We start from the raw sequence: 15209 nt of genomic DNA on the forward strand, positions 1-15209 counted from the left end.
TGGGATTTAGCGGTATACTGTAAGTGGCTCATTAGGACTACCTCCTGTTTGTTTTGTCACTTACAGTATAGTCCTTTTGGGCTTTTTATTGTCGTTGAAAATCAACTAGCACCACGAGTTTGAGATATCTAATCTTAAAAAAGGAGGAGGAATTTTTTCAAAAATCTGCTATAATGGGAGTGTTATGAAAAAAATTATTATGACTGCAACGGCGGAAAGCTTGGAACAGGCTGAAGCCCTTTTAGCTCTTGGAATTGATCGAATCTATGTTGGAGAAAAAGCCTTTGGTCTACGTCTGCCAAAAACTTTTTCAGATAGAGAATTAAAAGAGCTTGCTCAAAAGGTTCATGCGGCAGGGAAGGAGCTGACTGTGGCAGTCAATGCTCTCATGCATCAAGCGATGATGGATGCTCTGCCTGAATACTTGGACTTTTTGGAGGAGATTGGTGCAGATTACATCGCAGTTGGGGATGCGGGCGTCCTCTATATTTGCCAGCGTGATGAGCGTCCTTTCAAGATAATATACGATGCTTCAACTATGGTTACTTCCAGTCGGCAGATCAATTTTTGGGGTAAGAATGCTGGAGCTTCGGAAGCTGTTTTAGCTCGTGAAGTTCCTTCGGCTGAGCTTTTTAAGATGTCGGAGAATCTTAAAATTCCTGCGGAAATTTTGGTTTACGGCGCCAGCGTTATCCACCACTCCAAGCGTCCCCTTTTACAAAATTATTACAATTTCACCCACATTGATGATGAAAAGAGCCGTCAGCGGGATTTATTTCTAGCTGAGCCCAATGATGTGGATTCTCACTATTCCATCTATGAAGATAGCCATGGGACCCACATTTTTGCCAACAATGATGTTGATTTAATGACCAAGTTGACTGAGTTGGTTGAGCATGGATACGACCATTGGAAGCTTGATGGTATCTATACACCGGGTGATAATTTTGTTGACATTGCTAACTATTTCATTAAAGCACGTGACCTCATTGAGGCAGGCAAGTGGTCGTCCGATCAAGCTTTCCTTTTCGATGAGAAAATTCGTAAACTTCACCCTGCTAATCGCAATTTGGATACAGGATTCTATGACTTTGATCCTGATCTTGTCAAATAGGAGGATTTATTCATGTTTTATGCCTACTTACGTTGGCTGGTATCTTTCCTTGTTTGGGTTGTTAATGGCAATGCCCATTATCACAATCGGGAAAACTTACTAGATACCAGAGAAAATTATATTTTGGTCGCCCCTCATCGGACATGGTGGGATCCGATTTATCTGGCCTTTGCGACTAAGCCTAAGCAGTTTCTTTTTATGGCTAAAAAAGAACTCTTCAACAACCGCATTTTTGGTTGGTGGATTCGTATGTGTGGAGCTTTTCCTATCGATCGTGACCGCCCTAGTCAAGAAGCTATTAAATACCCTGTTAAGATGTTAAAGAAAAGTCATCGTTCCTTGATTATGTTTCCGAGTGGGAGTCGCCATTCATCTGACATTAAAGGTGGGGTTGCGGTTATTGCCAAGATGGCCAAGGTTAAGATTCAACCAGCCGTTTATCAAGGTCCGCGTTCTTTTTCAGGTCTGCTCAAGGGAGAACGAATTGATATGAATTTTGGTCATCCTATCGATGTTTCAGACGTAAAGCGTCTTAATGATGAAGGAGTTGAAACGATTGCTAACCGTGTACAAATAGCTTTTGACACCTTGGATGAACAAAATGAAGCCTATAACAACGGTAAAAAGCTCAATCCGCTGACTTATATTTACCGTATCCCGCTTGGGTTTATCGCTTTTATTTTGGTACTCTTGACATTGGTCTTTAGTTATTTTGCTAGCTTTGTATGGAATCCAGAAAAACATCGTAAATAATTGAAGAATTAAGATAAAAAGGGTTTGGAAATTGAATGTTTCCAACCCCTTTTTGATTGAAATACGAATAACTAAGTAGGAGGATTTGCAATGAAGAGCGAAGATTTTTATTTACTATTTGTATTGGCTTTATTAATCTTAATGGTATTTTTAGCTATTGATGCTTGGCAACTGGTTTTTTAAGAAAGAACATGGGGTGATAATAATGTGGGAGGATTGGCTAGATAAAATTAAAGAAAACAAGGTCATGACAGGTCTGGTGCTTTTGGTTCTTTTGTTAGCTGCAGGTCTAGCTTTTAATCTGTATCATCAGAAGCAAAAGCCCACATCAGATTTTCCGGAATTGACTCAGACCTCCACCCACCAGCAAAGTTCAAATAAATTTTCTACTTCCACAACCTCAGAAACGATTATGGTGGATGTTAAAGGAGCTGTCAAGACTGAGGGGGTTTATCAATTACCGGCTGGTAGCAGAGTGACAGATGCAGTTAAAAAAGCTGGCGGATTTACGGATAAGGCTAATAAGAAATCAGTCAATCTCGCACAGAAGCTAGAAGATGAAGATGTTGTTTATGTGGCTATCCAAGGTGAAGAGGTTAATGAGGTAACGCAGGCTAACCAAGCTCCTAATCATCAAACAGGCTCAGCTACCTCTGATAGTAAAGATAAAATCAATTTGAACAAAGCCACGGTTGAGGAGTTGCAAACCATTTCAGGTATCGGTGAGAAAAGGGCTCAAGATATTATTGATTATCGTGAGGAACACGGAGGATTTACTTCTGTGGAGGAGCTCAAGGAGATCTCAGGGATTGGAGATAAGACCTATGAGAAAATTGCAGCGGAGGTGACAATTTGATTCGTTATTTTCCTATCAAGCCAATTTATTTGGCTTTTTTGCTAGTTCTTGTTTATTATCTTATTTTTACTGGTTACCCAGCTGTTCTCATACTTTTTTTGTTTACCCTTTATCAACTCTGGCGCCATCATGACTATCAAATATTTTTACAAGTCATCTGTATTTTATCCTGTTTTGCACTGATCAGTTATGTTTATCAGTATAAAATCAATCAGGATTACCGGAACTCTCCTGAGCAAGTCAAACAGTTAGAAGTCATACCGGATAGTTTATCTGTCAATGGAGATCAGTTGAGCTTTCAGGCTAAAAATCACGGTCGGACCTATCAAGTTTTTTACCGTTTAAAATCTAGACGCGAAAAAATATTTTATAAGACGGTAACTGAAAAGTTGCTGATGAGCGTTTCAGCTGAGGTGGAGGAAGCAGATGAACAAAGGAATTTTCATGGTTTTAACTATCGCTCCTATTTAAAAAACAAGGGAATTTATCGTGTGGTTACGATAGATAAGGTGACAGCCTTGCAATCGGATCACAAATTAACTCTCTATGATTATTTGCATATCTGGCGCAGAAAAGCCTTGGTCCATTGTCTGACAAACTTCTCCAGCCCTATGAATCACTATATGACAGGCTTACTGTTTGGCTATTTGGATAAGGATTTTGATCGGATGAATGATCTTTACACGAGTTTGGGAATTATTCACCTTTTCGCTCTGTCTGGAATGCAGGTAGGATTTTTTATTAAAATTTTTCGCTGGTGCTTTCTGCGTCTAGGTTTGCGACGAGACTGGGTAGATATTCTGCAAGTTCCTTTTTCAGTAATTTATGCAGGGATGACAGGTTTTGCCGTGTCGGTTATCCGAAGTCTGATTCAGTCCAGTCTTTCCCAGCTTGGATTACGGCGTTTGGACAATATTGCCCTGACCATTTTTATCATGTTTATGCTTATGCCTAATTTTTTGCTGACGGCTGGCGGTACTCTCAGTTTCACTTATGCTTTCATTTTAGCTGTCATTGATATTGAGCATTATGCAGGCTTGAAAAAGTTATTACTAGAAACTGCCAGTGTTTCCTTAGGAGTATTGCCGGTCTTAATTTATTTATTCGGAGTCTTTCAGCCCCTATCGATTCTTTTGACAGCGGGTTTTTCCCTCATTTTTGATCTGATGATTTTGCCACTTCTAAGTTTGCTGTTTCTTATCAGTCCTTTTATGAAACTCGATTGGGTTAATCCAGTTTTTATCTTGCTGGAGCGGGTGATTGCTTGGACACATAATTTAATAGGAAATCCTCCGGTTTTTGGTAGTCCTGATGTGTGCCTTTTACTCATTCTCTTAGTGTGTTTAGCCTTCTTGTATGATTATTGGAAGCACAGGCTATTGCGTTACAGTTTGCTAGTGAGCTTAGTGATTTTATTTGCTCTCATCAAGCATCCCTTAGATAATGAAGTGACTATTGTTGATGTTGGCCAGGGAGACAGTATCTTTTTACGGGATAGTTGGGGAAAGAACATCTTAATTGATGTAGGAGGCAAGGTTACTTTCGGCAATCACGAAGAGTGGCAAAAAGAAAATACGACTAGCAACGCTGAGAAAACACTCATTCCCTATCTAAAAAGTAGAGGCGTTGGTGAAATTAATCAGCTCGTGCTGACCCATACTGATACTGACCACATGGGAGACATGGAAGAAGTGGCCAAAGCCTTTAGGATTGGTGAGGTGTTAGTTAGTTCTGGGAGTTTAACAAAACCTAGTTTTGTTAGTCGTCTTAAAAAAATGAAAGTTAAGGTAAGAATACTGCAAGCTGAGGATAGTTTACCAATTATGGGCAGTCAACTCAGGGTGCTCTACCCTAATCAGGTAGGTGATGGCGGTAACAATGATTCCTTGGTTTTATATGGTCAGTTACTCAATAAATCCTTCCTTTTTACCGGTGACTTGGAAGCACAAGGGGAAGAAGATTTGATGCAACTCTATCCCGAACTCCAAGTTGATATTCTTAAAGCAGGTCACCACGGTTCAAAAGGGTCATCTAATCCCCTCTTTCTCAAACAGTTACAAGCTGACACAGCCCTAATATCTGCAGGTAAAGGCAATCGATATGGTCATCCTAATGAGGAAACCTTAGATAGATTTGCAGTTGAAAAAATGCGTGTTTATCGTACGGATCAGCAAGGTGCAATACGTTATCATGGTTTCTGGAAGTGGTCAGTGGAGACAGTCAGATAAATTTTGCGGTTTTGTCAGTTCACGAAGAATTGATTAGTATAGATAGAAAAGTCTGTTGCAATTCTCAGACTAGATTGTAATTCAAAGTAAATTATGCTATTCTAATAAGTATCAATTTATTTAGGAGATTGCTTATGTTTACAGCTTATACTAACTTTTGGAAACAGTATATTGATTTTAAAGGGCGCACAAAGCGTTCAGGTTTTTGGTGGCCCTTTATGTTTAATACCTTAATCAGATTAACCTTCTTTCTGATTTATCTCTTTGACCTCGCTATTCCTTTCTGGAATCGTACTCAACTCATGGAGGAAAGTGCTTTATCAACAGATGGATTGTCAATGTGGTCAGATATCTCACCTGTCATGATTATTGTTCTTGTCTTATGGCTGATTTTTGAATTAGCTATTTTGGTACCGAGTCTCGCTATTGGTGTTCGTCGTCTGCGTGATGCCAATTTTCACTGGTCTCTTATCTTCTTATACGCAGGAGCTCTAGTTCTATCATTCATTCCTTTTGTGGGGTATATCAGTCCTTTCTTGATAATTGCGAGCATTGTTTTATGGGCTTTCCCAAGTCGAGAAAAGGTTGCTAAAGTTAATAATTTTTATAATAATCCAGTACCAAATCAATTCGTGGCTGCTCAGCCTCAAGCTGGCTTTAATCAATCAACAGCTCTTCAACAAGGAGCATTTTCTCAACAGCCTGTGCAATCACAGCCACAAGCCCCTGCTGCTGATCAACAAGCAGCAGTAGCGCCGCAACAACCTCTTCAGCCTCAAAATCAAAACTTCCAACAACCTAATCAAGCCATGCAACAGGCTCCAGGTTTTCAGCAGGTCAATTCTTTCGATCAGTCTACAGGATTTACCCAACCACAGCCACAAGCTCCTTTTGCTGACCAACAAGCATCAGCGTCGCAGCAACCTCTTCAGCCTCAAAATCCAAACCTCAAACAGCCTAATCAAGCCATGCAACAGGCTCCAGATTTTCAACAGGTCAATCCTTTTGATCAGTCTACAGGATTTGCCCAGCCACAAGCTCCCGTTGCTCCTCAAGCAGCGCCGCAACAACCACAGAATCCAGCTGCTCCCCAACAACCTCAATCACAATCAACTCTGCAAGAGTTTCAAACCGGAGTAGAACAGGATTCACAGACTTTTAATTCCTCAAATAACGTTCCACAGTAAAGGGAAGTTATGTTTAGAGCTTATAAAAACTATTGGAAACAATATGTAGATTTTAAAGGAAGAACTAGTCGTTCAGGTTATTGGTGGGTTTTCTTGGTCAATGTCTTGATTGCTTTTCTCTTTAATCTGATAGTTGGTATTATAGTTGTCATTAATATAAATAGTGACGATGTTGGGGGGATACTTTCCCTTATTTTGCTAATTTATTATATATATAGGACAAGACTAGAGAAATACTCTGCTCAGATAAGTTTTTTGTGGTAACCTATCTCTTATTCCTCTTCTTCCATAATTTATTAGTTCTTCCTCTATCATTGGCGATAGGAGCTCTTTGGTATATCATCAATTTTATACCACGTCTATCTCTTTTGATTCGACGTTTTCGTGATTCGGGTTTGCACTGGTCATGGATATTTCTTAAAATTGTTCCAACTGTTTTTAGTATTTTAGCTAGTCTTTATTTATTTGGACCACTTCTGCTATTACACTCGCTAAAAGCTATTGATTCAGGTCTTGTAATTCTTAGTATTGCTCAGGTCATAAATATGATTTGTAACCTGATTATCCTGATTCTTTGTTGCCGTGGAAGTAAGCCGGAAGATACCAATCCTTATATGACTTACACAGCGTCTACAAATCAACACAATCAACTAATATATAAAAGGAGAGTTAATATGATTGAAGCTTATAAAAATTACTGGAAACATTATGCTGACTTTGAAGGCAGAACCGACCTTGCAGGCTATTGGTGGGTTTTCCTTGTGAATTTCCTCATCGGATTGGTTTACTTTTTCTTGGCAACCATTATATTATTTGTGATTGGTGCCTCCGTTGCTACAAGTAGTAGTTATAGTTATTATGAGGCTAGCGCTGGTGCTGTAGGAATGTTGTTCATTTTTTTCGTTCTTATAGGAGTGCTTTGGGGACTCGCTAATCTGACTCCTGCCTTAGCTATTCAAGTACGTCGACTGCGTGATGCTGGTTATCATTGGGCTTATGTTTTCCTTAATCTTGGGGGCCTAGTCACAATTTTCATTCCTCTTTTAGGTGTATTTGTTGGTCCACTGGTAGGATTAGGGTGTTCAATTGCTTTAATCGTTTTATGCTGTCAGCCAACTAAACAGGTCAATGCAGCAGGTTCTAATTATTATGGTTTCAATGGTGAGCAACCTATTTCATCATTCCAAGGACAAAATCAATGGCAAGGTATGCCAAATCAAAACATGTACCAACAGCCTAATCAAGGAGCGCCGGTGCAAGATCCTAACGGCATGGGCATATACCAACAGCCTAATCAAGGAGCGCCGGTGCAAGATCCTAACGGCATGGGCATATACCAACAGCCTAATCAAGGAGCGCCGGTGCAAGATCCTAACGACATGGGTATGTACCAACAGCCTAATCAAGGAGCAGCGGTGCAAGATCCTAATGGTGTGTATCAGCAATCCAATCCAGCTGCAATGAATCAACCTAATCTGGGTGCTTCCGGACAACAGCCAAGTTCGGGCTACCAACCTGTTCCATCTTCTCCAGAAACCCAGAATCAAGCTCCTCAGTCTCAGAGTGTATCCTCAGAACAGGCCCCTTTAAATGATCCAATTCAATCCAATGATTCTAAAGTGACTGGTGGTTCTAAAGGTGAAAATCCTTTTGAATAATTTTAACTAATAAGGCGGGACAAGTTCCTCGCCTTTTTCTATTGCCGAGCAAGAGTGACTATTCTAATAGGATTTTTTGAGTTCACTTCCTTTTATGTTATAATCAAAGCATGATTGCAATCGAAGAAATTGAAAATCTGACCAAGGAGAAGTTGCCCCTCGTCACCGTGATTACTGGGGATGATTTGGGCCAGTACAGCCAGCTTAAGCAAGTCTTGCTGGAACAAATTGGTTTTGATACAAGTGATTTGACTTATTCTTATTTTGACTTTCCAGAATCTAGCTATGTTGATGCTCAATTGGATTTGGAAAGCCTCCCCTTTTTTTCAGATGAAAAGGTGGTAATTTTTGATAATCTTTTAGATCTTACAACAGCCAAGAAATCCTATCTCGATGACAAAGATACCAAGAATTTGGAGAGCTATCTAGCCAATCCTATTGCAACGACGCGCTTAGTTATCTTTGCTCCTGGCAAGCTAGATGGGAAGCGTCGCTTGGTTAAACTTCTCAAACGAGAGGCTAAAGTGTTTGAAGCAGGAGAGCTCAAAGAAGCAGAATTGCGAACCCATTTCCAAAAGCTTGCTCATAAGCAGGGATTGGTCTTTGAGTCAGGTGCCTTTGAGCAGTTGTTGATCAAGTCTAATTTTGATTTCAGTGAAATACAAAAAAATCTTGCCTTTCTCAAGTCTTATAAGAGAAGTGGTCAAATCAGTCTGATGGATATCAATGAAGCCATTCCTAAAACATTGCAGGACAATATTTTTGACTTGACCCAGTTTATCTTAACGAAGAAGATTGAATCTGCGCGGGATCTGATAACCGATTTACGTCTTCAAGGAGAAGAGGAAATAAAGTTACTGGCTGTTATGTTGGGGCAATTTCGCCTGTTTACCCAAGTTAAAATTTTGGGACAGCAAGGAAAGAATGAGCAGCAGATGGTTGCTGAACTCTCTGAATTATTGGAGCGTAAAATAAACCCTTATCAGATTCGGTTTGCTCTGCGTGACAGCAGAACTTTGCCCTTGCCATTTTTAAAGCGAGCTCTGAGTATCCTCATTGATACCGATTATCAAATTAAAAGAGGGAATTACGAGAAAGGTTATCTTTTTGATTTGGCTCTATTGAAGATTGTAAGCTTGCTTTAATGCTGATAAGTAGAGTTTTACTAATGGTAATCAAAATTCTTGAAAGCTCTACCATTTTCCTATAGAATGTAAATATCAAAAAGAAAAGAGGTAGTTACAATGGCTATTATTTTACCTGATCTTCCTTATGCTTACGATGCTTTGGAACCCTATATTGATGCAGAGACAATGACCTTGCACCACGATAAGCACCATGCAACTTATGTAGCAAATGCAAATGCTGCTCTTGAAAAACACCCAGAAATTGGTGAGGACTTGGTTACTTTGTTGTCTGATGTTGACTCTATTCCAGCCGATATCCGGCAAGTGCTCATCAATAATGGTGGTGGTCATTTGAACCACGCTCTTTTCTGGGAACTGTTGTCACCAGAAAAAACACAAATTACAGAAGAAGTTGCAGCAGCGATTGATGAAGCCTTTGGCTCATTTGCTGCCTTTAAAGATGCATTTACAGCAGCAGCGACTACCCGCTTTGGTTCAGGTTGGGCTTGGCTTGTTGTCAATGCACAAGGTAAACTAGAAGTTCTTTCGACACCCAATCAAGACACACCAATTATGGAAGGTAAACAACCAATTTTGGCACTTGATGTCTGGGAGCATGCTTATTATCTTAATTACCGCAACGTCCGTCCAAATTATATCAAAGCTTTCTTTGAAATTATCAACTGGAATAAGGTTGCTGAACTTTATGCAGCAGCTGCCAAATAAGAATTTATGACGATTAGTCTCTTTAATTAGGGACTAGTTTTTAATTAGAATAAAAAAATTTCAGATTCAACTTGCAAAAAACAATTTTTTCCTTAAAATAGTATTAAAGGAGAAATGATGTTAAAAAAACTCACGATTGTATTAGCTGTTATTCTGACTCTTGTCCTAGGAATTTTAGGGAGTATTTATTGGCAGCAGGGAAAAAAGACCTTAATTGATCATCAAAAGACAGCGCAAAATCCAGAGTCTAATTCAGAGAGGCAAAATGCTGAGGAAGAAGTTAAGCCTCGTAATAAGTCAACTGAGGAGAAGCAGGCGGTTATGGAGGCCGATGCTGAGAGAATGAATGTTCTGGGCCTCTATTATGATTATGCTAATATGAGCTTGGTGGATACGGTTAATACCTTTTTGGCTGAGCAAGGGATTGATCAATCGCAGGTTGCTTTTTCTTATAAAAATACAGCAACCAATGAAGCTTTTTCGATGAACGATACCCAGTTAATGACAGCAGGTTCAACTTATAAATTACCTTTAAATATGCTGGTGGTTGATGAAGTAGCTAAGGGCAAGTACAATTATGAACAGCGTTTTGATATTACCAATACGGATTATGAATTTCAAGGAGAACATGATACCTATGTTAATAACTACGGTGGGAGTATGAGTATTCCTGAAATGCAATATGGATCATTGGTTATTTCAGAAAATACCCCAGCTCATGCTCTAGGTAATTTACTAGGAGGCATTGAGACAGCTTACGGCATGTACACGCGCTATGGCAAGTCCAATAGTCCAGATGTTCCAGCCTTTCAGCTGGAAGGAAATAAGACTACAACCAGTTACTACATCCAAGTTTTAGATTATCTCTATAAGCATCAGGAAAAGTATTCAGACCTTCTTTATTATATCGGGGAGTCCTTTCCGGATGAGTATTACAAGACCTACCTACCAGAGGATATGACCATCTATCAAAAGCCAGGCTATGTCCGTGAGGCCTTGAATATTGATGCTATTGTCATGGAATCCAGTCCTTATCTCATTGCCATCTATACGCGTTATCTAGGTGGTTCAACAGAAGAGAGCTCAGAAATTAATAATTATGGTTACAGTCAGTTAGCGATGATGACCTATGTTATCAATGAATGGCATCGGGTCAACATGAACTAACCAATAAACTTTTTCAAGTTTGTTGACATTATGATATAATAGAGGAAAATTTTGAGGAGAAATAAAGATGATCACATCATATCGTGAAAGTAAGCTAGAAGATATTGAAAAGAGGATGTATACCTATCTCACTGTTGTGCGGAATTGGTTCATTCTATTCTTGCTACTCTTCATCGCTTCGCTAGTCTATTGGTTTATCAACCCCACCAATATTATGGGAGCAGCTTTCACTTTAGCTAGCTTGATGCCACTGCTAGCCTTGGGAGTCCAGTATGTACGAGAAAACAATATTTATCGCAAGGATTCTCTTAAAATTTTGACTGAAGACCTTGATTTGAAAAAATATGATGATATTTTGGATTACGAAAGTCAGGTGTCTTTAAAAACGAACTGGGACCGCATTATCATCCGTCAAGCAGAATTAGCTTGGTTGCGTGGTGATTTCAAGGATACAAAAGATACTAAAGGTACAGATTATTTTATTGAGATGATCAATCCTAAGAAGGTTAGACTTTCTCCTAAAGAGCGTACCCCTCTTCTTTTAACCTACTACCTAATCACCTTTGCCAATAAAGTTTTCACCAAGAGGGACTTTGGTTTACAGGCTTGTTTAGATGATATCAAAACCTTGGCCGTTCAAAATGATGCTGAAGCCGATCAAAAAGCTTATACGCAACAAATTGTAACGCTGATGGCTAGTGTAATTGGCGAAGGCAAAGCAATTGAAGATTTTGAAGAAATCAAGGTTAGCAATAAATTAGAAAGTATTTTGCGTGATTATCTTCTAGCTGAGAATGCTCGATTGCTCGATCAAAAAGATCAAGCCAAAAAGCTCTATAAGAAAATATCCCAAGAAGAAGCTTCCCTTTACTTGGTTCGCGAAGCAAAAGCTGCTTTAAAGAAATTAAAATAATAAAAACTGAAATCAAAAAGCTCTCCAGCTAGCAAGTAGTGAAAGTACCTTTCACTCTTGTCGGCTGGGGAGCTTTTTTATATCAAAATAGAAGGTTCTTTTTTGATATAAGAAAAATTTATAGCATGCCATAAAAAATATAGATTATGCGGATTCCCAGAGAGGTGGTAAGATAAATCCAAGTTTTATAATGTAAAGGAGTTAAGCTTATGGTAGATAGTAAGAAAGAATGGGTTTTAAAGGCTTTTGAAGGAAAGCCAGTTGATAGAGTGCCGGTTGGTTTCTGGTATCATTTTTTATCTGAGGAAGAACTGGGGCAGGGGCTTGATAATCCAGCTCTTTTTCATAAAAACCTAGAAGGCCATCAGAAATTTATTCAAAATGTCCAACCTGACTTTATTAAAATAATGAGTGATGGATTTTTTACCTATCCAAATCCCTTGATTAGTACAGATGTCACTTCAGTTAAAGAATTAGCTGATATTGTTTCTATCGGTAAAGATCATCCTTGGTTTAGCCAGCAAGTGGAGCTAGTTAAAGCTATTAAAAAAATTTTTATAGAAGATATTGTAGCTATCTATAATATCTTCGCCCCTGTTACTTATCTCAAGTGGCAATTGGCCGGCCAAGTGGCCAATGGCGATGATATTATCGCTCACTTTTTGAAGGAGGATGCAGCTACCCTCAAAAAAGTTTTGGACATTATTGCTGATGATATTGCTATTTTGGTAGAAAGAATTATCAAGGAAGCTGATATTGAAGGCATCTATCTCAGTGTTCAATCTATCCAAGATGCTAGTATCACTTCGGAAATCTATCGTACTTATATTGCTCCAAGTGATCTCAGAATTCTAACAGCTGCTCGTCAGGCAGAAGGTTTGAGTGTTCTTCATATTTGTGGTTATGAGGGAGCTAGCAATGATGTTAGTCTCTTTAAAGACTATCCTGCTCAAGTCTTTAACTGGGCTGTTGGTCCTGAGGGTATCAGCCTTTCCCAGGGTCGTGAACTTTTTGGTGGTAAGACTGTTTTAGGAGGATTTATCAATACGGAGGATGGCTTGCTTTATAAAGGTAGCAAGGAAGCAATTCAAAACGAAGTAGCTAAACTCTTGCAGGATGCTGGGAAGACAGCAACTATCATAGGTGCGGATTGTACGATTCCCAGCAACACAGCTGCTGAACATATCGCTTGGGTTAAAGAAGCAGCTGCTTTATAAGAGGAAAGGGGTAATTAAATGACAAAGAAAAAATGGCTTATTGTAGCTGGTGTTCTACTAGTCCTTATTTTGGGAACTATTATTAGTCGTCAGCTAGCCGGAGGCGGTGCTGGCAATGGTAAGGTAACAACACTAAAGGTAGTCCACACTCAGAATTATGCTCCTTACGATTATGTTAATGATAAGGGAGAAAGTACTGGTTATGAGGTAGAAGTCTTAAAGGCTATAGATAGGAAATTGCCTAACTATAAATTTAAATATACAGGAACCAGTGATGAAGACTTACTTATTGGATTAGAATCAGGGAAATATGACATTGGTACCAAAGGTGCTTGGTATACTAAGGAACGGGCTAAGAAGTTTATTATTCCTAAAGATCCCATTGGTGCTAGTGTTATTGGTTTGACTATTCGCAAGGAAGATGAAAAAAAGATTACCGATATTGATTCTTTCGCTAAGACAAGTGGTAAATTAGTTCCTATTTCTCCACAGAATGCTCAATGGAATGTTATTGAAGATTACAATAAAAGTCACAAGAATAATCCGATTGATTTGAAGGCCGCAGAAAGTTTCACCATGGCGGATGCCTATGCCTGGGTTCTTGAGGGGCGTTATGATGCTTATTTCGATATCAAATTATCCTTTGAAGAGGCTGTCAAAGATAAAGATGGAGCCTACCATAAATATGCTGATCAATTGAGCTGGATTCCATACAAGGGTATTGAAACTTATCCACTTATTCATCGTAACAAAGCTAATAAAGAATTTGAAAAAGATTATACTAAGGCTGTTAAAGAATTAAAGAAAGATGGAACTTTAAAAAAACTATCGAAAAAATACTTTGGAGAAGATGTTTTTAATTATGTGACAGAATAGGAGGTTGTATGGTTTCTTATACACCATCTTATGTTTTTAAATTTTTACCAGCCATTCTCTCTGCCTTGCCCTTAACCCTATGGGTCATTTTTGTAACTATTCTTTTGGGTTCTTTACTGGGAGCTGGGCTTGCTTGGGTGCAGCTGGATTCTGATCGCAGTTTAGCAGGATTTGCTAGGGGATACGTCTTTATCTTAAGATGTACACCACCGATTGTTTTGCTCTTTCTTGTTTTTTATGGCTTGCCTGAATTTCTGAATTGGTGGCTTCATTTGGATGTTGATGGTTGGTCGCGTACAATTTTTGTAATTGTAACCATGGTTTTACTCTTTGCAGCTTCTATATCCGAGGTTTTTAAATCAGCCTACTTAGCTGTCCCCAAAGGACAGTTGGAAGCAGGTTTGAGTATCGGTTTGACAGGTTATCAGACCTTCATTCGAATCTTGCTTTCTCAGATTTTTAGGATTGCTCTCCCTAATATCACAACAGCTATTTTAAACCTAATGAAGGATGCTGCCTTAGCCTATACGATTGGGCTAGTGGATGTTATGGGAGCAGGAAACTTGCTCATCAGTCGTAATTTAGGAAATTACTCTTTAGAAACTTATACAGCAGTTGCCATTATTTACTGGGGGATTGCTTTGGTCTTATCAATCGTTTCTCATTTGATGGAACAAAATCTTAATAAAGGAAGGGTCTAGGAGGGTTTATGGATTTGACTTATATTCTTCATACTTTTTTACTTTCCTTAAAGGGAGTTCCTGTTACCCTAGCTATCATGGTAGTTGCTATTTTCTTGAGTTTTTTCCCTGCCTTATTTCTAGCATTGGGAAGAATATATAAGGTTAAGGGGGTAACAACTTTTTCTGTCATCTATCTGGCTTTTATTCGGGCTACTCCTCCCATTCTTTTGATCCTATTCTTTTATAGTCTTCTTCCCAGTATTTTGAATACTATTCTTAAATCAAGTGGTTTGGATGTCTTTAAACTTAATCCCATTTACTATGCCTTTATCATCTTTAGTCTAATGACAACAGGAACCCTATCTGAGATATTACGTTCGGCTATTATGACCGTTGATAAAGGACAGCTAGAAGCAGCTCAATCTATGGGACTGACGACGAAACAAAGTTATATGAGGATTGTTTTTCCTCAGGCTTTAAAATCAGCCCTCCCTAATCTTTGTAATCTAGTCATTAATATTGTCAAAGGAACCTCACTTGTTTTTGTGATGACGGTTAAAGATATTACAGCCCTAGCTAAGGTAGAAGCAGCTCATAGTTATCAATATTTTGAATCCTATTTGGTAATATTTATTATTTACATCATCATTTGTAGTGTGATTCAATGGGGATTTTCGGTCTTGGAGAAGCGGTTTGCTTAAGGA

The 15209-nt window shown here is 38.9% G+C and carries 15 protein-coding genes; all 15 read left to right on the forward strand.

Going from position 1 to position 15209, the window contains the following annotated elements; translation table 11 throughout:
• The first annotated feature begins 184 nt into the window (after positions 1 to 184).
• The 15 genes from ACFOSE_RS08820 to ACFOSE_RS08890 all read left to right on the forward strand — a co-directional run bounded on the left by ACFOSE_RS08820 (position 185) and on the right by ACFOSE_RS08890 (position 15206).
• Entirely contained in the window at positions 185 to 1114 is a 930-nt protein-coding gene (locus tag ACFOSE_RS08820) for a peptidase U32 family protein (RefSeq protein ID WP_380432547.1), read from the forward strand.
• A 12-nt stretch (positions 1115 to 1126) separates the two neighbouring features.
• On the forward strand, positions 1127 to 1867 hold the full coding sequence (locus ACFOSE_RS08825; protein WP_380432549.1) for a lysophospholipid acyltransferase family protein: 741 nt from the start codon (positions 1127 to 1129) through the stop codon (positions 1865 to 1867).
• A 205-nt stretch (positions 1868 to 2072) separates the two neighbouring features.
• Positions 2073 to 2723, forward strand: coding sequence for a helix-hairpin-helix domain-containing protein (locus ACFOSE_RS08830; protein ID WP_380432551.1), 651 nt, complete (start codon positions 2073 to 2075; stop codon positions 2721 to 2723).
• Entirely contained in the window at positions 2720 to 4951 is a 2232-nt protein-coding gene (locus ACFOSE_RS08835; protein WP_380432553.1) for a ComEC/Rec2 family competence protein, read from the forward strand. The genes ACFOSE_RS08830 and ACFOSE_RS08835 overlap by 4 nt, the downstream gene beginning before the upstream one ends.
• Before the next feature lie 134 nt (positions 4952 to 5085).
• Entirely contained in the window at positions 5086 to 6138 is a 1053-nt protein-coding gene (locus ACFOSE_RS08840; RefSeq protein ID WP_380432555.1) for a DUF805 domain-containing protein, read from the forward strand.
• Positions 6139 to 6147: 9 nt separating this feature from the next.
• Positions 6148 to 6402, forward strand: coding sequence for a DUF805 domain-containing protein (locus tag ACFOSE_RS08845; RefSeq protein WP_380432557.1), 255 nt, complete (start codon positions 6148 to 6150; stop codon positions 6400 to 6402).
• A 410-nt stretch (positions 6403 to 6812) separates the two neighbouring features.
• Positions 6813 to 7796, forward strand: coding sequence for a DUF805 domain-containing protein (locus ACFOSE_RS08850; RefSeq protein WP_380432559.1), 984 nt, complete (start codon positions 6813 to 6815; stop codon positions 7794 to 7796).
• Positions 7797 to 7906: 110 nt separating this feature from the next.
• Positions 7907 to 8941: a DNA polymerase III subunit delta gene (gene holA / locus ACFOSE_RS08855; RefSeq protein WP_380432560.1), complete on the forward strand. Its 1035-nt coding sequence runs from the start codon at positions 7907 to 7909 to the stop codon at positions 8939 to 8941.
• A 99-nt stretch (positions 8942 to 9040) separates the two neighbouring features.
• Positions 9041 to 9649: a superoxide dismutase SodA gene (gene sodA / locus ACFOSE_RS08860; protein ID WP_380432561.1), complete on the forward strand. Its 609-nt coding sequence runs from the start codon at positions 9041 to 9043 to the stop codon at positions 9647 to 9649.
• Positions 9650 to 9751: 102 nt separating this feature from the next.
• On the forward strand, positions 9752 to 10816 hold the full coding sequence (locus ACFOSE_RS08865) for a serine hydrolase (RefSeq protein WP_380432595.1): 1065 nt from the start codon (positions 9752 to 9754) through the stop codon (positions 10814 to 10816).
• 67 nt (positions 10817 to 10883) lie between these two features.
• Entirely contained in the window at positions 10884 to 11729 is an 846-nt protein-coding gene (locus ACFOSE_RS08870; protein ID WP_380432563.1) for a hypothetical protein, read from the forward strand.
• Positions 11730 to 11938: 209 nt separating this feature from the next.
• Positions 11939 to 12946 (forward strand): uroporphyrinogen decarboxylase family protein, encoded by a 1008-nt coding sequence (locus ACFOSE_RS08875; protein ID WP_380432564.1) that lies wholly within the window; start codon positions 11939 to 11941, stop codon positions 12944 to 12946.
• A gap of 18 nt (positions 12947 to 12964) precedes the next feature.
• Entirely contained in the window at positions 12965 to 13822 is an 858-nt protein-coding gene (locus ACFOSE_RS08880) for a transporter substrate-binding domain-containing protein (protein ID WP_380432566.1), read from the forward strand.
• 8 nt (positions 13823 to 13830) lie between these two features.
• Positions 13831 to 14523, forward strand: a complete 693-nt coding sequence (locus ACFOSE_RS08885; RefSeq protein ID WP_380432567.1) for an amino acid ABC transporter permease — start codon at positions 13831 to 13833, stop codon at positions 14521 to 14523.
• A gap of 8 nt (positions 14524 to 14531) precedes the next feature.
• Positions 14532 to 15206, forward strand: coding sequence for an amino acid ABC transporter permease (locus ACFOSE_RS08890; protein ID WP_380432569.1), 675 nt, complete (start codon positions 14532 to 14534; stop codon positions 15204 to 15206).
• Positions 15207 to 15209 lie beyond the last annotated feature (3 nt).

The sequence above is a fragment of the Streptococcus dentapri genome, from assembly GCF_042649885.1.
In the GTDB taxonomy this organism is placed as follows: Bacteria; Bacillota; Bacilli; order Lactobacillales; family Streptococcaceae; genus Streptococcus; species Streptococcus dentapri.